Below are 18,905 nucleotides of genomic sequence, written 5' to 3'. Positions count from 1 at the left end.
CTTCTTCCCACTCAGGATCAGCTCAATTGTTTCTAATTTCCGGTTTGTGCGGGCTGCCCCCGAAACGTGTTATGCGGGGTGCTGCTGGAACGGACTCGTTTTGAATAACAAAGATAGCGTTCATGTCGACCAAGCGTGATTATTACGAGGTGCTCGGTATCATTCGGGAAGCCTCGGATCGTGAGATCTCGGTTGCTTACCGACAACTGGCGATTAAGTTCCATCCGGATAGCAATCCGGGAGATGAAGAGGCGACCCTCCTGTTCAAAGAGGCGGCCGAAGCCTACGAAGTTCTCAGCGATGGGGAAAAGCGGAGTCGATACGACCGTTATGGGCATGCGGGAGTACAGAATTCAGGTGGGCACGCCGGCTTCGATAATGTCGAGGATATTTTCGACGCCTTCGGGGATCTGTTTGGCGGAGGCGGCGTCTTCGGAGATATCTTCGGAGGGGGGCGCGGACGGGGCGCTCGCCGACATCGAGGGAATGATGTGAAATGTGAGGTTGCACTCACGCTCAATGAAGCGGCCCAGGGTGTGACGAAGAAAGTGCATTTTGGGCGGCATGAGGCATGCGAGAGCTGTCGTGGGTCCGGTAGCAAGCCCGGCGCGTCCGGCGAAACCTGCCGACGATGCAATGGTCATGGCCAGGTGGTCCAATCGGCTGGCATCCTCCGAGTGCAAACGACTTGCCCGACATGTCACGGCGCCGGAAAAGTGATTAGCGATCCGTGTGATTTTTGTCACGGCGCCGGAGCACTTGCCAATCAGGTGGAACTTGAGGTTGCGATTCCAGCAGGGGTTGATGATGGAATGCGAGTTCGCTTGTCGGGTGAGGGAGAGCCGAGTCGAGATGGTGGACCGCCTGGAGATTGTTATTGTCTGATTCGCGTCAAACCGCATCCGTTGTTTAAGCGTGATGGATCCCATCTGTTTGTCGAATTGCCGATCGCCTACACCCAGGCAGTGTTAGGGGCAGATATCGAGATCCCAACGCTGGATGGGCCGGACACATTGAAGGTCCCCGCCGGTACACAGTCCGGCGAGGTATTTCGACTGCGTCAACGAGGGTTGTCTGATCCTCGCGGGGGCGCCGTCGGTGACTTACTCGTACAAGCCCACGTCGAAGTTCCCAAAAAACTATCCGAACGCGAAGAGGAGTTACTGCGAGAGCTTGCCGATTTGGAGCATACGAATGTAAGCCCCCGACGAAAATCATTTCTCGACAAACTCAAAGACTACCTGACGCCAGCGGAAAAAATTAATTCGGCGGAATAGGAGATTGAATTGTGACCGAACCATTCGAAGATAATGTCCCTAACGACGCGGGGGCGGATGCAAAAGACAGCCCGAACGGAGATGATGCTGGCAGCGCGGAACTCGAGCGATTGAAGTCCGAATTAGCCGAGGCCCAGGATCGGGTTCTGCGTTCACAGGCCGAAATGGAAAACTTTCGTCGGCGCACGCGACGCGATGTTGAAGACGAGCGGCGCTTCGCGACACAGTCGCTCCTGGGAGATCTGCTGCCGGTGCTGGACAACATCCAGCGAGCCATCGAGGCTGGCAAGCAGGCTGGCGATGGAGCGGGACTGTTGCAGGGATTTGAAATGGTTTACCACCAACTACTCGAAGTGCTCAAGCAGCATCATTGCCCACAGGTGGGTGTCGTGGGTGATCCGTTTGACCCGGCAGTGCATGAAGCGATCGCCGAAGAGCCCAGCCAAGAGTTGCCTAAAGGTGTCGTCAGCCGTGTGCATTTGAGCGGCTATAAGCTTCATGACCGTTTGCTTCGCGCTGCCCAGGTGGTTGTCTCATCGGGTCCGCCGACCGCCTAATCAGACGAGTCTTAAATTGGTTCCGGCCATTACGAATTGAGAATAAAAGATGCCGACCTACGATTACGAATGTGACGCTTGCGGGCATGAGTTTGAACTGTTTCAGTCGATTAGCGAGCCGGTGAAACGCAAATGTCCCGAATGTGGTAAGCAAAAGTTGCGACGACTGTTCGGCACCGGAGCTGCTGTTGTCTTCAAGGGATCTGGATTTTACGAAACAGACTACCGCAGTGAATCCTACAAAAAAGGTGCAAAGGCCGAGAAGGAGGCCCGTGATAAGAAGAGTGCGGACAAAAAGTCTGAAAAGAAAGACTCGGGCACCAAAAAATCGCCTAAGAAAGACAGCTAGTCTCAAATCTTGGTGCCAATCCGGGTCCGGGTTTCAAAGCCGCCCGGTCATTAGGCCGCTCGCTGGGCAGCGGCGGTACCCACTGTACTTGGCTTCATCACCATGAGCAGGTCACCATCTTTTCCGTGGAACTTGATCTGATCTTCTTCGCAAAACCAAACGGCTGAGAGAGGTCCGCTCTCGAAACGATGACCACAGTAATGACCGTTGCGGATCAGCAGCGATTCAGTGGTTATTTCGCAGCCATCACGTTTGAGCTTCAAAAACGTATCTTTGATCATGTCTCGAATTCGACGCGGCAGCATAGATGGTTCCAGGGAGGAAATGAAGGCGTTAATGGGATGCTAGGCGACTTGCTTTAAGGCAGATCGACCATTGGTATCGAAACCTGAGGTGCAAACTGCTTTGCCGGATGATCTTGCCCAGGCGGTAAGGCGGCTCTAGGTTGCCGGGTTTAACGGCCCGTGTGCATCACGACTAGGAAAGTTGGAATGAACGGTCGTGGAGTGGGCTCTTGAGTAGGAGGAGGCTTAGGAGGCGAGCCTGGGCAGATAGTGTCTTAATGCGTCTCATCCTGGCGTTGGATTAGATCGTTGGCGAGATAACCTATCGAGGAAATCGAGTGACAAATTCTCCTTTACGTCGGAACCGGCTGGCCCTTCTGTTTGCCATTGTGTTTCCCACGGTGCTGACCTGGATCTACTTCGTTGCTCTTGGGGAAAACTCTGGGTCTGCTCAACAGTTGGTCTATGCGATCGGTAAGGCAGTTCAGTTTGGCTTTCCAGTTTTCTGGTTCGTCTGCGTGCAACGCTGCAAGTTTAAGCTGCGGATCCCGTCGACTGACGGTTTGGCTCTTGGTATGGGCTTCGGCTTATTGGTGGTTGGGGCGATGTTTTTGTTTTATCAACTTGTCCTACTTCGGTTTGGATTGTTTGACGAAGCTCGACTGCAGATCCAGGAAAAAGTGAGTGGTTTTGGGATCGGATCGGTTGGTGCTTTTGTTGGGCTGGCCATGTTCTACTCCGTGTGCCATTCATTTCTCGAGGAGTACTATTGGCGTTGGTTCGTTTTTGGTCAGTTGCGACAAACTCGTTCCTTTGTGTTTGCCGCTTTGGTTTCAAGCCTTGGATTTATGGCTCATCACGTGATCGTGTTGGCAGTGTATTTTGGCTGGTGGTCACCGTTGACCTATTTGCTTGCCGCATCAGTGGCCGTTGGTGGATTTGTTTGGGCTTGGCTTTATGAACGCACGAACAGCCTTGCCGCGCCTTGGATCAGTCATTTGATCGTAGATGCCGGCATTTTTCTGCTTGGCTTTAACGTGATTCGATCGACTCTCTAGCGAGAGGATCTCTCCAAGATTGCGGCAGCCAGAGACGCGTAGCATCTGATTGAAATCAGCTAGTCGGCTTATTTAGGTTAATAGGAACGCCACAACGTTGTTCGCGAGGTGGACGATCATGCAGGCCCAGATACTGCGGGGTTTTACAAACAAAAGGCCTAGTAGAGTGCCAAGAATAAAGGGGGTAGCAGATGCCAAAACCCAGCCGATGCGGACGGCATCATTTGCAGCAAATACCATCCGGGGACGTGAAAACTCACAAAGGCAAGAGACGACAACGAGATGGCGGTCGTTGTTCCCCATTTACTAAACGCCTGAGGCAAATACGAGCGAAACGCGACCTCTTCGGCTGCGATCGTAAGCACGAGGTTCCCAATTGCTGGAAATGTCGCTAGCGGCAAAGTGATTTTCTTTCCCAAAACAAAGAGGTCAAGGGATGTCGTGATGGATATCCAGAGCATTCCGGTGAAGAGGCCTACGGCGATACGTTTTCGGCAATTTCCACAGAATCCGAGCGTCTTCCAGGGCGATACTGTGTCGCGATGCAAAATGAGCAACACGGGTACAACGAAAACACCTATCCGTATGCAGCCTTTTAACGAACTCTGTCCTGCAGGAAGAAGCGGATAGAGCAAAACCACATAGGATACCCATGCCACAAGGATTCACACCCAGTAGACAACTCCCATTTTCCACGAGGAAACCGCTGGGGTCGCATCATGGCGGTTCACTTTTCCTCTCTCAATTCATTGAGGTTTTTGGTGACGGCCCTTCGTCAAGGGCTGCATGAAATCTAAGTGTCTTATCGCATGCAAAGGCGGTGCTGAACAGAATCGGTTTCGAATATTTTGAGACGGGAAACGGGCTGCTTTGCATGATCACGGAATTGCAAGGGGTGACTTGCTCGCAAAATCAGGGTTTTGAGCGGCGTTAGGCAGTCAAGCAGATTTGAAGGGGGCAAAGAAGAAGCGGACGAAGAAGACAAAAGGAAAATCACTGCGTTGACGATGCAATGTTTCTGAAGTAGGAGTATCCTCATTTGTCTGCCATGATCAGCACATTTCCATCTGGCGAAAAGCCCGAAAGCCGAGACGCATCGGAATGACCGTGCAGAGAACCGAGACAGCGATTGAGCTGGTCATCGTAATTACAAGGCCCATGGTTTGCCAGCGAACTTGTTCTGCTGTGACCCAAAAGTAGGTGGCGATGGCGGGTGGCATCACCACGGTGACAATCAAAATGGCACTCAAGACCAATGTTAGTGTGCCGCCAAATCCGGCCGCAATCTTGGCGGGCGAGGCTTCCTGGAGATTGGGGAGATAGGCGCCTAGTCCAACAGAGAGGCCTGCGAGCCCGAAGCCCATACACAAACATAAGACTTGATGCAGGATGACAGACAATGGGGTTCGCGTCCAAAGTTGCAATGCGAGGTCGCTCAATAGAATGAGTACGGAACAGGGGAGGCAGCAGACAACCGACGCAAAAAGGAATTTGCTCCACAAAATGGTCGACCGATTGATCGGCAGTGTGCCCAAAATCCAAAAGCGAAAGCCTTCCATGCTAATCATCGGGAATACGAATCTCGTCGTGAAGGTGGAGAGAATCAAGCCAACGACCGCCAGATTCATGAATCCGATCATCGTCATCCATCCGGTCAAAGCGGTGCCATAGTTGAAACGTCGGACGTAGAAGAAGTACAAGCAAAGCAAACCGAAGAAGAGAAGGAACTGGGTCCACTGCAACGGGTCGCGACGGAAAAGCCGTAAGTCTTTTAGAAGGATCAGTTGCATGGGCACGGGAAGTGGATTCAAGATGCGTTGTGTCAGGCGATCGAGCCATTTGAGCTGAATGCCAAATGATTGCCGTGGACCTCCACTGAGGCTTCCGAAGCTTTTGCGCAGCAGTTTGTCGCTGAGTGCTCCGATGATCAATGTGATCAGCAGGCCATTCGAAATCAATACGCAGAGTAAGCCGATCGAGTCGATTGCTCCTTTCGGGGTGGAGTGAGCTGCCTCTAGCAGTCCCGTGCTTAACCACCAGCTTGGCAGCACACGCTGTTCGGCAAGCTGGAACTTGTTGAGCATCTGTTGCAGCCAAAGCACGCTGAGGATGTCGTCGTCGCGACCGCTGAATGCTGCCCAGGCAAAGTAGCACATCATGGCGACCGCCGCGGTGATGAGAATCGCCAAGCCATGGAGTCGCAAGCGGGGTGCGAAATAGATCAGGATCGTACAGCCGATCACTCCGAGTCCTGCTGCGATTGCCGAGAACGAGAGTAAAAAAGGCAGCAGTAACGCATAGTAATTCCAGGGAGCCTGATTCACGACGCCGTAAGCAACCAGCAGTGGGCTGCCGATCAAAATGAATCCCCAGCAAGCGAGTAGCATCGATTCCTGGTATTTATAGATGGCAATCCGTGATGTTCGAGCCGGCGTCGTAAGCAGCAGGCTGACTTCCTCGCTCTTGTAAACCGATCCGTAATATAAAATGCCGGAGGAAACGCCGACCATAAATAACAGTGACAAAAAGAAAACGTTGTAGACGGCGTGAACCGTGCGGGCGAGCGTTGCTTCGTGCCCGACTGCCGATTCAAGCAAGGCAAAACCTTCATGGAATAGCACGAACATACCAAGCCAAAAGGTCAACGTCAGAACGGCTAACAAAAAGATTCTCAGCCTTGAACCATGTAGAAATTGCCGAAAGGTGGCCAGCATCAGTTGTTTTCGCAGTCTGCCGAATAGTGCGGCCTCCGTTCTGCGATTGGGACGGATCTCGCAATGGTGGGTCTTCATGCGTGGCGCCGTAGCAAAAATAGGTGGGGAATTTAAACGGTGCGGTCGGCGCTGAGGGCTTCGCTAGTTAAGTCCAGGAAGACTCCCTCAAGTGACGCCCCTTCTTGATTCCGTTTGACTTTCAATTCGTTGACGGTGCCTAGGAATTGGATTTCTCCGTGTTGAATCACTCCGATGCGATCGGCAATTTCTTCGGCGAGCGTGAGAGTGTGCGTCGACATGAAGATCGTGACGCCTTGTTGCGATTTGGTCTTGAGTAGGTCTTTGACTAAACGCATGCTTTGCGGATCAAGGCCCACCATTGGTTCGTCGAGGATAAGCAGGTCGGGCCGATGCACCATCGCAGCCGCAAGCACGAGGCGCTGTTTCATGCCGTGGGAGTAGGTTTCCGAGAGTAGATCGACGAAGCTGGTTAGATCGAAAAACTGAATTTGATGCTCGATCTCCTGTAAAGCATCGTCGCCTTCCATGCCGTACATTCCCGCCATGAAATGCAAGAATTCCCGACCCGTTAGTTTGTCGTAGAGATGGGGTTGGTCCGGGATGTACCCGACTTGAGCTGCGGCCCGTCGCGGCTCCGCGACGGTGTGGTGGCCCCCAATTGAAATTGTGCCTTCGTCCGGTGTCAGCAAACCCACCATCATTTTAATCGTGGTTGTCTTGCCGGCTCCATTCGGGCCCAGAAAAGCGAACACTTCACCCCGGGGTACGTCAAGGGTGAGGCCATTAACAGCCGTTTTGTCATCGTATCGTTTTGTCACACTCCTAATTTCAATCATCGGTACGTTCCTCTACTGCCGGAGAATTCCTCGCCTCTTCGGGGGATGAAGGGAGTCGCTCGAAGGTCAATTCCAAGGAACCCCAGCGGACGCTTTGTCGCAGCACTTGACCATCGGAACGAACCCAGACATGGCCAAGAGTCTGGTCAATGTTCAAGATGACGCCGACTGGGCGACGGTAGACGACGTGATAAGCACGAATCTGCTCGGAATTCCACTCAATCATCTCTCTGGATTCAACCGTCGCTTCGATCGACTGAAGAGGGTGGGTCGGCGTAAGCGGCCGGTAGGATTGAAACGTCCAGGTTTGCCCAACACGTAACTGACCAAAGCGAGAGCGAGGGGAAAGCGAATCGGCCAATAGGCTGTCGGGTGGAAGCTTGATCTGACCTTTGTGAACCACTTTCGGCACCGGCTCTTCATCCGAATTCGCGTCGGGTAACTTCAGGTAGGCTACCAATTGCAGCTTGTCATCAAGAACCGTTCCACGTAGCGTTATACAATCTTGCAAATCGGCCACATCAACCAAACAGTCGAATCCGGTGAGCTCTCCAAAATGGTCAAACGACATCTCATTCTCGAGGTGGAAGCGGAGTGGTTGTGCGTCTGCCGAATCGCTCCCAAATCCGGTTAGCAACGAAGCACTCAGTCCACCAAATTGTTGGTTGACCAAGTCTTGGAGCGACAATTCCGGAATTGTGACGCTGCTGGAAATTGACCCGCGGCCGTCCGGATCTCGACGGATTCGGTTCAATGCCACTCCAATCACCCGTTGATTCAGCCGGATCGACCATCGCTCGGGCGGCAGTTGCACCGCCTCCGATGGCAAGACGTCCTCGTAACGTGGAGGCGAGCCCGTTCGTAACGGCGGGATCAGCTTTGTCGTGGTCAGCCAAGCCATCGACGCTAACCAAAATAACAGGATGAGGACGGGGATCGGTCGCATGGTCGTGGGACAAGGGTGTTGATGAAGATCGAAGACATTGTAGCAGCATAACGCTCGCGGGAAGGAGCGCAATCCTATCCGACATAGCCCCCCAAAATCGTGTAGAAAACGGTTGTCCACAGGGCGAACAGCCGCGGGTGAAGTGGGAAAGCCGAATCAAGTAACTGAACAGAGCCATCAACTCCAACAGCCGCCTGTCACAACGATTCAAGAAAATGAGCCGATTTTTGTCGACTGACTGATCTCCGAAGCAGGTGTAGGCGTTGTCTTTTTGCAACACCTGGCCCGCTAAGGTTTAGGAAAATGATCCTAGAGCCGCTTTTCTGTTCGTTCTTTTTAATCTCGGCGAACCAGAGCGAGTGGCCTTGCGTCCTTGTTGTCTGTGGTGGCCGCGCTGGTTGGCTCAAAAGCTTGAGATGCCTGTTTTGCCCGCTTCGTTTTGACGGTTAGATTGAATGAACGGAAACATTGGAATAACAAGGCATTAGAGGAGCTACAACAGTCTCCAGCCGGTTAATAAAACAGCTTTGCCGAAGTCGCTTCTTGGGTACCATATGTATTTTCTGCACCAAAATCTCTTTACATCTCGGGAATCGGGTCAACTTTTATTGAGCCTCGGAGGCGACTTTGTTATGTTGACGTCCCTTGACCGCTTCCTAACCGAGCGACAATAAGGAGATACGAGATATGCCAAGGAGTGCCTATTATTACCAGGACTGTCCGAGGTGTGGTCGAACTCTTCAGGTTCGTGTGGAGTACCTAGGACGATCAGTTGCATGCAGACACTGTCGTGGGGCATTTGAAGCCAGTGATCCTGCCGGCCACTTCACCGAGACGAGTGACTCAGGGGTGAAGTTACTTCAACGAGCAGACGAGTTGCTGGAATCCGTTCGAGTACGGGTTTAGCGATCCACCCGTTATAGCTAGTTGTTGCACAGCTGCTGCAGATCATCGAAGAAGAGCGGGTAGGTTTTACTCGTACAGCTGGGGTCTCGGATCACCACCTTGGGGATCCGCAGTCCGGCGATCGCGAGACTCATTGCCATCCGATGATCGTCGTAGGTGTCGATCTCTGCCCCGTGGAGATCGCGTGGCACGATTTCAAGTCCGTCGACGAATTCGGTCACCTCCGCGCCCAGTTTGCGTAATTCCGTTGCGAGGTCTCGGATTCGGTCGGTTTCCTTGTGGCGATTATGTTCGACGCCTCGAATCCGCGTTTTCCCGTTGGCGAAGAGGGCAACCGCTGCCAGGGTTTGCACGGTATCGCTAATGGCATTCATGTTGATATCGATACCGGTCAGCTTTGCTCCTTGCACACGAATTCCGTTCTCTAAGGCCTCGATCGAGCAGCCCATTTGGGCAAGGCATTGGCAGAAGGCCACATCACCTTGCATCGCTTCGGGTGTCAAACCTTCCACGGTAACATCACCACCCGTTACTGCTGCCGCAGCCCAAAAATAACTGGCTGCGGATGCATCGGGTTCAATGCGGTAGTCCAGTCCTTGATACCGTTGCCCGGCAGAGATTCTCAACGCGGACGATTCGTTTTTGACTGACACGCCGAATGACTCCATCACACGGCTGGTCATATCGACGTAGGGGCGAGAGACGAGCTCTCCGTCGATGTGAATGAGCACTTCGTTACCTGCGTAGGGGGCAGCCATCAGCAAACCGCTCAAATACTGACTCGAAATGTCACCTCGAATCGAGGTGGTGCCGCCGGTGAGTCCGCATGCTTTGACGTTGACGGGTGGACAGTTTTCGGTGAGTTCCGTTTTGAGATCAGCGCCCAGCGGGCGTAAGGCGTCTAACAGATCTCGAATCGGACGTTCCCGCATTCGGGTAACTCCGTCGAGGCGAAAGTCGCCGTTTCCGAGCGTCACGAGGGCCGTCAAAAAACGCATCGTGGTGCCGCTGTTCCCCACGAACAGATCAGCGGAGGACGCGGGGATTTGACCGTTACATCCCTTCACACGAAGCAAGGTCCGATCTGCTTCGTTCGTAACTCGAATACCGAGTTGGTTCAGTCCGTCGATCATGACTCGCGTGTCATCACTATCAAGTGCACCGCGTAAGGTGGACTCGCCTCTACCGAGTGCCGCGCAGACGAGTGCTCGGTTGGTGATGCTTTTCGATCCGGGAGGGCGGATCGAGCCAACGACCCTGTCGACGAGGGGAATGCGAATCGAGTCAGCCATTAACAGCCTTACTGGTCGGAAACTTTCCAGAGGAATTTGTCGCTACGAACGTACATGGCATTATCCGCGACGGCGGGTGAACCCTGGATCGTGTCGTCGAATTCCGACGTTGCGACAAGTTCGCCTTTATCTCCCAGGCTAACGACCTGAGCGGAACCGACATCGTTGATGCAGTAAAGATAGCCGTTGGCTAAGATCGGCGTCGCCCAAAAGCTACCCTTGAGTCTTAATTGCCATTGAACCTCTCCATCTTTAAGGTTGGCACAGGTCACAACACCCGACCGATTCACAGCAAATATTCGATCGCCGTGAATAATGGGACTCGCCGGACCCGGACGCAGGCGAGGCGAAGTCCAGACGACCGTGGGTTCGTTCTTTCCCCCGGTCGCTTGGAGCACCGTCATGCCATCAGCGGGCAAGTAGATGAGGGAACCATCGGTCACAATCGACGGGATCCCTCCTGCACTACCCGTGAAGCTCCACATCTTTTCACCTGTCTCGAGGTGATGAGCGTCGAGGCCGTCGTCCGATTTCAGCAGAACGAGTGGGTTGCCTTCAGCATCGGTCATGGTCACCGGGGATGACCAGTTGGCTCGATTGGGACGTGCGATGCGCCAGCGAGTTTCGCCTGTTGCCGTGTTAATTCCGGAGACGAAGGAATCGCCTTGGTTTTCAATTTGCACCACCACCGTCTCTCCGGCAACTGCAGGCGACGATGCCATGCCCACGTCGTTTCCTGCTTTCGGGAAATCATAAGCAAGACCGCGGTACCATTTTAAATTGCCTTCCAGATCCAGGCAGACCAAATCGTTTGAGGAGAAAAAGGCGAAAATGTGTTTGCCATCACTGGCCGGAGTAGGTGCAGCATTGGCACTGCTTGGATGTGAACGGGTTCGTCCGGTGGCCCAGAATTGCCGTTCCCACTGTTTCTCACCACTGGTGGCGTCAAAACTGACGACATGAAGTCGATCTTGCTTTTGACCGCTCGAGCAGGTCACGATCACCCGACCGTCGACCACGATCGGACTCGAGGGTCCGCGGCCGGGTAGGTCGGCCCGCCAGGCAATGTTTTTGGAATCAGTCCATTTTAAGGGTAGCTGAGTGTCGGCATCAGCAACGCTGTTGGCGGTTGATCCGCGAAATTGAGTCCAGTCCGCGCCGGTAAGGCTGACGGTGATCAGGGCTGCGACGAAAAAGAATGATTGGCGATACATGAGTTCACCCCGGTCGATGCAAGGAGGAAGGTAGTCGAACAGGAATTCGCGTGGCTGAAGGGATTGAAATTAGCGGTCTGTGGCAAGGACAGCCGTTCCTAGGTGGTCGCAAACTCGGAGCTGAAATTCCCAATCTTGGGCCCATGATTCGGTTTGCTCATTTTGACAGATCTTAAGCAGAATTATGTTTCTTCCTGCCTTTAATTGCCCCGTGCCAACATATTGATCGATGCCTTGACCCGCGTGGTAGACGTCATTGGCGGTGAGTTCTTGGCCATTGAGCCAGATCTTGTTGGCATTGATGCAGCCCAGTCGAAGGTCAACTGGCCGTGCGTCTTCCGATTCAAAGATAGCGACCGCGTAGGCGATGGCGCCTTTGTGTTTTTCGAGTGCAGTATTCAGATTGACTTTTCCGAATTCATCTTCGGTGGTGTGTTCGATCCAGGTTACTGTGCCATCCTTTCCTTCATAGCTACCCGCTAGATCGATGGTTTTTTCCGGCGGATACGCTTTGTCAAAGCCAGCTTGATTGGTGTTATCAAAGGGTGCGATGAGATGCCAGTTCATGATGAATCCGAAATGTTCCGGCAGATCGACCGTTTCGCCCAATTCACGTAATTGCTTGGTAGCCGTATCAATTTGGTCGACATCGCGAGCGGCTTCGAGCGAACTGCGATACATCGCGATGGCGGCACCTTGCTTCCCATCGGTCTTCGCCTGATCAGCTCGAGTTTGCAGAGCCGATACGGCCTCTCTCCGGAGTTCCAAGCTTGGATCGTCGATCAAACTAGGAATGATGCGTGATTGGGCCGCGGGGTCCGCTCTCACAATCCATTCGTAGGCGAGCCGACGACTGCGTGGGGCATGTGATCGGTCTTCGAGGTATGCCTCCAGTTCGGCGACAGGATAGGCCTGGTTGGCTTGGAGGACGCGTTCACTGATCGCGTCGACTGCTGCGCGGATCCAGTTATCGGCCAAGGGATTGTCATCGGACATGCCGGAAAGAATGGCTGGAAGATCCGACGCTGGGCGGCTGGCGATTTGCTGCCAGGCCAAGATGGCTTCTCGGTGGCCGGATCCCTGAGGCCCAAGTTGTTGGATCTGTTGGAGTGCGTTTGATAATCCGGTTGCTGGGCCAGCAGGATTTTCCGCAAACGCGAAAGGATGGAGCTGAATCACAAATAGGATCAGCATCACGTATTTTGCGGGTAGTTGCATGTTGCTGGTCTCCTGGGTCGGACGGTGAGGGGCTGTGAGAGCCCGCATTGTATCGAGATTTTAGCCTGCTTGCAGCCCGATCAGGACGGAATGCAATGGTTCAACGAAAATCTCGCGACGAGAGGCGTACCGGCGCGGGATGGCGTTGCAGCTGAGCAAGTTGTTGTGCCAGATCTTCCAGCCGTTGAACAATCAAGTGGATTACAGAATGGCGGGTTTCGACGCGTCCGTGAGCGAGCCAGGCTGAACTGCGACGAGCGATCGGATAAAACTTCTGCCAGATGTGTGGGTGGAGGACGAGATTCATCACCCCGGTTTCGTCTTCAAGGGTCACAAAAGTGATTCCCTTGGCAGTGCTGGGGCGTTGCCGAAGAAGGACGATTCCCGCCACAAGGGTCCATTGATTGTGTTTGCGAGCGTAGAGTTGATCGGCAGCCGTTACCGATATCTGATCGAGTTGACTGCGATAGAACGACATCGGATGTGCCTTTAACGACAAACCCGTACTATCATAATCGGCGAACACGTCTTCACTGGATTCCATGGGAGGAAGTTCAATCTGCGAATCGTCTTCGGCGGGAAGATTTTGGAATAGAGGCAGATTGCTTGCGGAGCGTTCCTGGCCAAGAGCTTCCCACAGCGCCTTACGTCGATTTTGACCCAGCGAGGCGAAGCAATCTGCTTGACTAAGGCGGACGATGACGGATTGATTCAGACGAGTCCGTTTGGCGAAGTCGTCGAGAGAGCGAAAGCGATGTTCGCCGCGAACATCGGTAATCACGTCCGCGTGTGACTGGGAGAATCCACGGATCAATCGCATACCGAGTCGCAGAGCGAGGGGGCGGGTAGATTTCATAGCGACTTCGCTCGGTTCCAACGTGCAGTTCCACTCACTGTGGTTGATGTCAATCGGCAGTACCTGAATCTCTCTTTGCTTCAGGTCGCGCACGAGTTGCGATGGAGAATAGAATCCCATCGGTTGGCTGTTGATGAGTGCAGCGGTAAAGGCAGCCGGGTAGTGATGTTTGAGCCAAGCGGATACGTAAACCAGTAACGCAAAACTGGCCGCGTGAGATTCGGGGAAGCCATATTCGCCAAAACCACGAATTTGTTGGAAGACCTGTTCGGCAAATGTTTGCGACAAACCGCGACGAAGCATGCCCTCACGCAGTTTCTGTCGGAATTGGTCAATGACTCCCGATTTGCGCCAAGCTCCCATAGCACGACGCAGTTGGTCGGCTTCGCCAGGTGTAAAGCCTGCGGCGACAACCGCCAATCGCATGGCTTGTTCTTGAAAGATTGGTACGCCCAACGTTTTTTGTAAGACCGCTTTGATTTCGGCGTTCGGATAAGTTGCTTGTTCCAGTCCCATGCGCCGGCGGAGATAAGGATGCACCATTTGTCCCTGAATAGGCCCCGGTCGAACGATGGCTACTTCCACAACAAGGTCGTAGTAACAACGTGGGCGGAGTCGCGGGAGCATACTCATCTGAGCGCGACTCTCAATTTGAAATACGCCCATGGTTTCAGCACGACAGATCATGTCATACACGTCGGGATCGGCGGGTGGTATATTCGCCAAGCTGAGCTCTCTGTCATGATGCTTTTGGATCATTTGGAACATTTTGCGGATGGCGGTCAGCATGCCTAACGCCAGGCAATCGACTTTCAGAATCCCCAATGTATCCAGATCGTTCTTGTCCCAAGAAATGACAGTGCGATTGGCCATTGCCGCATTTTCGATAGGGACGAGTTCGCAAAGTGGACCTCGCGTCATTACCATGCCGCCGACGTGTTGAGAGAGGTGTCGAGGGAAGCCGATCAATTCGTCGACCAAGTGCACCAGTTGCCGACCGCGGTCGGATGTGGGATCGATTCCAACCTGGCGACAGCGTGTTTCAAAATCAGCGTCTTGAGTGTACCCGTCGACTTGTTTTGCCAGGGCGTCAACTCGGTCGAGGGATAACCCCAGGGCTTTTCCTACATCGCGAATGGCGGAGCGGCTGCGGTAGGTAATGACTTCTGCAGCAAGCCCAGCACGGTCGCGTCCATATTTTTGATACAGATATTGAATGACTTCTTCGCGCCGCTCATGCTCGAAATCGACGTCGATATCGGGAGCTTCATTGCGTTCGCGGCTTACGAAGCGTTCAAACAAGAGGTTGGCATGCGCTGGATCCACGGCCGTTACATTTAAGCAGAAGCAGACTGCCGAATTCGCTGCCGAGCCTCGTCCTTGACAAAGAATGCCTTGCTGACGAGCAAAGCGGACGAGATCCCATACGGTCAGGAAGTAGGCTTCGTATTGCAATTCGCCAATTAGCTGTAATTCGTGATGGAGCAGTTGGCGGACGTTGGTGGGAATGCCGTTGGGATAGCGACGTCTGGCACCCTCCCAAGTTAATTGCGTCAGATATTGAAGGGGTGTCAGACCTTGGGGTGCGAGTTCCTCGGGGTACTCATAACGCAGCTCATCCAAGGAAAAGTGGCAGCGATCCGCGACCTCAAGCGTGCGGTTCATCGCAGCAGGAATTGCAGAAAATCTGGTTGTGAGATCGTCGAGTGATTTCAGGTGACGTTCAGCATTGGGAAAGAGTAAGTCGCCCGCTTCATCGACGGTTGTGCCATGCCGGATGGCGGTTAGTACGTCGTGAAGAGGGAGTCTCGCCGGCGAATGGTAATGGACATCGCCGGCCGATAACAAAGGGATGTGAGTACGGTCAGAAAGATCAACAAGCGAGTGGAGTCGCTGTTGGTCGTCAACGCTTGCGTGGAATTCGGCCAATAAATACAAGCGATCCGCAAAAATATCCCGGTATACCTGGCAATCCTCATTGAGTTGGAGTGAGTTGGATGGGTTCGGCAGAATTCCTGCGAGCAGTCCCTTGGCGTGTTCGGCAAGATCGTTTCGCGTGAGCCAGCATTCGCCTTTGGGGGCTCGACGCAATCCGCAAGTGAGGAGTTGCGTAAGTTGGCCATAGGCTTGACGATTGGTCACCCAGACAACGACCGATGTCGCATCTTGAAGTGCAATCTCGGCACCAATAATCAAAGGAAGTTGATGTTCTTTGGCAGCGGCGTGGGCTCGTACAATTCCCGACAAACTATTTCGATCGGTGATTGCCATGCTGGCATATCCAAGTCGTTTGGCGCGAGCAATCAACTCATCTGCATGAGAAGCGCCTTCGAGAAACGAAAAGTTTGATTTGCAGTGGAGTTCGACGTACATGATGGAGTCTGTTAAGGAGCTCAAAACCTTCCGTGCAAGTGCCAAGATTGATCGTTCAGTTGTCGGAAAATCCAAAAGCGACAGCCCGATTCACATTCGACTCGATAGTAGTCACGTCGAATACAGCTCCCTTGCCACCAGGCTGTCTCAATTCGCTCGGGGCCCCAATGACGGCCGACTTGCTGGCGTTTGCCTGCATGATCAAAGTAGGTCGGGGGGCCATTCGGAGTCACACTGACAACGTTCAGAGGTTGGGGCGGATGTAAGAGTTGCAAGGGCCGGTGTCCAGCCTGGAATGGAGCTCGCTTTCCGGCTGCTGAATTTAATCTCGCTAGCGAAGCCCCGGGGCCCGTCAAAGGAATCAAAGCGTAGCCTTCTTCTGGCAATGCACTGGAACGCAAACGTGCGGCCAGGATTGTCGCAGGCCCAAGTCGACTGCTCAAACGGTCAATCAGCTCGGCTAAAACGTGCGGTTGTTCGTGGTTGTCATCCTGCCAAAGTGCTTGCTGTTCATAAATCAAACGTGCGGTATGAATTGCTGCCAACACGATCTTGCTCACCGAACCCGGCAACTGACACGATTCGAGTTGCATGCTTAGTAGTTGAAATAAATGGTCCGCAACAGCTGTCGGTCGAAAAAGACCAGCCGTAATCGTGATGAACTTAGCCCCCATATGAAAAGTGCAATTGATTTGCAATGCGCCTTGATTTTGAGCTTGTAATAGGTGGGCCAAATGGTGCGTCAAGTGTTTGATCGCCTGCAAGAGTACCTGTTGTTGATCGGTTGGATGCTCCAGTGCCCATTCCGTTTGGAAATCAGTAGGTGGTTGGTGGGCCAAAATGATTTCATCGCTGTTCCCCAAAGCTTGATCGAGTCGCGTGGTGACCTCGTCGCCCAGGCGAGCCGCTAATTCATCTCGTGGCAGTGTTAGCAATTGTTCGATACGGTCGACGCCTAATCGATGAAGTAATTCAATTGACGTCTGCGAAATTCGCAACGCTGCAATTGACAAGGGGGCGATCGCTTCGGAGGTTTTTCGGGTTGAGACCACTTGGGGAGTTGGCAGAGCGATGGGAGCATTCGCGTCATTCGAACTGCTACCATTGTTGATGTCAGCATCGCGATGGGGGGAGATAGTGCTGGATGGTTCTCGTCCATAGTGGGCTAACCCCCAAGCTGCCCCAACGGTGCTCGCGATCGCCACTCGAGGCCAATAGCCTTGTCCGCGCAGCGAAAGCACGACTCGCTCGGCAAGTGCTTGATCACCTCCAAACAGATGACCGATACCAGTCACATCCAATAGCAATCCGGTGGGTGATTGGGCAGGATCCAGTCCCACGATTGGACTGAATTGCTCGCACCACTGGGCCAGTTGTTGAAGTATCTGGAGATCGGTTTGAGAGTCATGAGCTTCGAGAGTCAGTTGCCAGTGGTTAGCTGATCTAGAGGTTGCGATTGAATCACTTGCGAAGTTTGTATTTGGGTCTGTTGCCGATCCTCTGTGACGGTTCGGAGAATTTCTGTGATGCCGCGTTAACGTCGTAACTTCGGCCAAAGGCATGCCAACACGAACGCCGATCTGTTTCGCCAGCTTGGAGCAAAATACGACGCATTGGCCACGACGCGAATCACGCGAGTAGAGGACAATCGCGTTTTTCCTAAGCTCGGGTCGAGCGACGACAAGTCGTTGGATGGGCCAATTGGGTAGCCAGATGCAAAGCACTCGTTTCATGGCTGTTTGATTTGACCTCTCGTAATTCACCGGTCAACTCATTCATTTCCAGTTCCATGACAAATGGGCTACCCTGCCCTCGACAACGCACCAACTCCAATTGGAAGCGACGTCCCGCTTGACAATATTGCGGTCTAACTTGCAATTGCAAATCGGACCAAGTTGGACGATCTCGCGCCCGAGATGATCGCAGGAGCAAGCCTAGGCAGCCACTGCTTTCCGCTGCCAATTGAAAGCGGCGAAACCAGCGATTGTCGAGCTGCCCTAGCCAGCTCCAGACAACGGCCACTCCACGACAGCGTAGAGCTTGGTCGAGTGCCCAGTGGGTATCTTGCGATTGTGTCGTATGAATTAAAATCAGCTTGTCCAAATCGATCCCCCAGGCGGCGGCTGCAGGAGGATAGAATAACTTGGCTTGGTCTAATACCACCATCGCACCACCCTGCTGCAACGCTTGCCTCGCTGCCAGCAGCGATAAAAGCTCTGCACCGCTTCCTGGCTGGTCCGATAGCCACTCAATTAGACTGCCTTGCCGAAAACCTTGCTGAGGAAGTTGTCTGTCTAGGGCAACGCAGCCGCTTGAGATTCGCTCTGAATCATCCGCCGAAAAATCGTGTCGAACACCGCTAACTTGCTGCTGCAGGGCGTGCACAATTTGCGCATTGGAAGCAGCGGACGGCAGAGGATCTGGAGTGGATGTCATGGTGAAGTCCAAGGTTGCTCGATACTGTACAAATGTATCGTACTGAAGTCAACCGCGACATGAGAAGAAAAGGACTGGGATTTTGCGGAATGCTGCCGCAGCTTGCGATGCCGATAGGCGATCTGCGGCAGTTTTGAACTCTTCCTGCGTTCGAAGCTTGTGGGGTATCTCTTCCGGCAATGCAAGAAAAGGCCTTTGCTCGCTAAGTGGTGCGGATACCTTCCGGCCGAAGCCAACACGCACATCATGCTCCTACTTGCCAGTTCTGAAAGGTCACCCCAATTACGCTGCCAGCTATGCAGAGGCGGAGAATATCTGGCAACCGGTTCGCGAAGTTTATTGATGTTTATTGATGTTTATCGATGTTTATCGATGTTTATCGAAGAAAACTCTGAGCAGTTGGGAGCGTCCCGGCGTTCAAGCCCGCTGTGATGGGTGTTCCAGAGACCATTGCTACACGTTTGCTACACGTTTGCTACACGTTTGCTACACGTTTGCTACACGTTTGCTACACGTTTGCTACACGTTTGCTACACGTTTGCTACACGTTTGCTACACGTTTGCTACA

Annotated in this window: 15 protein-coding genes; 4 read left to right on the top strand and 11 right to left on the bottom strand. The window is 53.2% G+C overall.

Going from position 1 to position 18,905, the window contains the following annotated elements:
- The first annotated feature begins 122 nt into the window (after nucleotides 1-122).
- The 3 genes from dnaJ to P8N76_25415 are packed head-to-tail and all read left to right on the top strand — an operon-like array spanning nucleotide 123 to nucleotide 2,183.
- Complete coding sequence (gene dnaJ / locus P8N76_25425) at nucleotides 123-1,277, top strand: molecular chaperone DnaJ (GenBank protein ID MDG2385038.1); 1,155 nt, start codon at nucleotides 123-125, stop codon at nucleotides 1,275-1,277.
- A gap of 11 nt (nucleotides 1,278-1,288) precedes the next feature.
- On the top strand, nucleotides 1,289-1,834 hold the full coding sequence (grpE, locus tag P8N76_25420) for a nucleotide exchange factor GrpE (GenBank protein ID MDG2385037.1): 546 nt from the start codon (nucleotides 1,289-1,291) through the stop codon (nucleotides 1,832-1,834).
- A gap of 49 nt (nucleotides 1,835-1,883) precedes the next feature.
- Nucleotides 1,884-2,183 carry a zinc ribbon domain-containing protein gene (locus P8N76_25415; GenBank protein ID MDG2385036.1) on the top strand — a complete coding sequence of 100 codons (300 nt, stop codon included), beginning with the start codon at nucleotides 1,884-1,886 and terminating at the stop codon, nucleotides 2,181-2,183.
- A 50-nt stretch (nucleotides 2,184-2,233) separates the two neighbouring features.
- On the opposite strand, the gene P8N76_25410 is transcribed toward P8N76_25415, so the two are convergent.
- Nucleotides 2,234-2,488: a hypothetical protein gene (locus P8N76_25410; protein ID MDG2385035.1), complete on the bottom strand. Its 255-nt coding sequence runs from the start codon at nucleotides 2,486-2,488 to the stop codon at nucleotides 2,234-2,236.
- 317 nt (nucleotides 2,489-2,805) lie between these two features.
- Here P8N76_25410 and P8N76_25405 point away from each other — a divergent pair, with 317 nt between their 5' ends.
- Nucleotides 2,806-3,525 carry a CPBP family intramembrane metalloprotease gene (locus P8N76_25405; GenBank protein MDG2385034.1) on the top strand — a complete coding sequence of 240 codons (720 nt, stop codon included), beginning with the start codon at nucleotides 2,806-2,808 and terminating at the stop codon, nucleotides 3,523-3,525.
- Nucleotides 3,526-3,683: 158 nt separating this feature from the next.
- Here the strand turns inward: P8N76_25405 and P8N76_25400 are convergent, their stop codons facing one another.
- From P8N76_25400 to P8N76_25355, 10 genes are all read right to left on the bottom strand, one after another.
- Nucleotides 3,684-4,184, bottom strand: coding sequence for a CPBP family glutamic-type intramembrane protease (locus tag P8N76_25400; protein MDG2385033.1), 501 nt, complete (start codon nucleotides 4,182-4,184; stop codon nucleotides 3,684-3,686).
- A 393-nt stretch (nucleotides 4,185-4,577) separates the two neighbouring features.
- Nucleotides 4,578-6,317 (bottom strand): hypothetical protein, encoded by a 1,740-nt coding sequence (locus tag P8N76_25395; GenBank protein ID MDG2385032.1) that lies wholly within the window; start codon nucleotides 6,315-6,317, stop codon nucleotides 4,578-4,580.
- Nucleotides 6,318-6,349: 32 nt separating this feature from the next.
- A complete protein-coding gene (locus P8N76_25390) occupies nucleotides 6,350-7,096 on the bottom strand; it encodes an ABC transporter ATP-binding protein (GenBank protein MDG2385031.1) in 747 nt (248 codons plus the stop codon).
- Nucleotides 7,089-7,997, bottom strand: a complete 909-nt coding sequence (locus tag P8N76_25385) for a hypothetical protein (protein MDG2385030.1) — start codon at nucleotides 7,995-7,997, stop codon at nucleotides 7,089-7,091. Before P8N76_25385 ends, P8N76_25390 begins: the two co-directional genes overlap by 8 nt.
- Nucleotides 7,998-8,965: 968 nt before the next feature.
- Nucleotides 8,966-10,240 (bottom strand): 3-phosphoshikimate 1-carboxyvinyltransferase, encoded by a 1,275-nt coding sequence (gene aroA, locus P8N76_25380; GenBank protein MDG2385029.1) that lies wholly within the window; start codon nucleotides 10,238-10,240, stop codon nucleotides 8,966-8,968.
- Between the two features lie 8 nt (nucleotides 10,241-10,248).
- Nucleotides 10,249-11,454, bottom strand: a complete 1,206-nt coding sequence (locus P8N76_25375) for a PQQ-binding-like beta-propeller repeat protein (GenBank protein MDG2385028.1) — start codon at nucleotides 11,452-11,454, stop codon at nucleotides 10,249-10,251.
- Nucleotides 11,455-11,523: 69 nt separating this feature from the next.
- Complete coding sequence (locus P8N76_25370; protein MDG2385027.1) at nucleotides 11,524-12,672, bottom strand: hypothetical protein; 1,149 nt, start codon at nucleotides 12,670-12,672, stop codon at nucleotides 11,524-11,526.
- Nucleotides 12,673-12,772: 100 nt separating this feature from the next.
- On the bottom strand, nucleotides 12,773-15,925 hold the full coding sequence (locus P8N76_25365; protein MDG2385026.1) for an error-prone DNA polymerase: 3,153 nt from the start codon (nucleotides 15,923-15,925) through the stop codon (nucleotides 12,773-12,775).
- Nucleotides 15,922-17,241 carry a DNA polymerase Y family protein gene (locus P8N76_25360; GenBank protein ID MDG2385025.1) on the bottom strand — a complete coding sequence of 440 codons (1,320 nt, stop codon included), beginning with the start codon at nucleotides 17,239-17,241 and terminating at the stop codon, nucleotides 15,922-15,924. The genes P8N76_25365 and P8N76_25360 overlap by 4 nt, the downstream gene beginning before the upstream one ends.
- 319 nt (nucleotides 17,242-17,560) lie before the next feature.
- Complete coding sequence (locus tag P8N76_25355; protein MDG2385024.1) at nucleotides 17,561-18,337, bottom strand: hypothetical protein; 777 nt, start codon at nucleotides 18,335-18,337, stop codon at nucleotides 17,561-17,563.
- Between the last annotated feature and the right edge of the window lie 568 nt (nucleotides 18,338-18,905).

The sequence above is a fragment of the Pirellulaceae bacterium genome, from assembly GCA_029243025.1.
Taxonomy (GTDB): domain Bacteria; phylum Planctomycetota; class Planctomycetia; order Pirellulales; family Pirellulaceae.
This window is presented reverse-complemented; position numbering and strand designations above follow the sequence as displayed.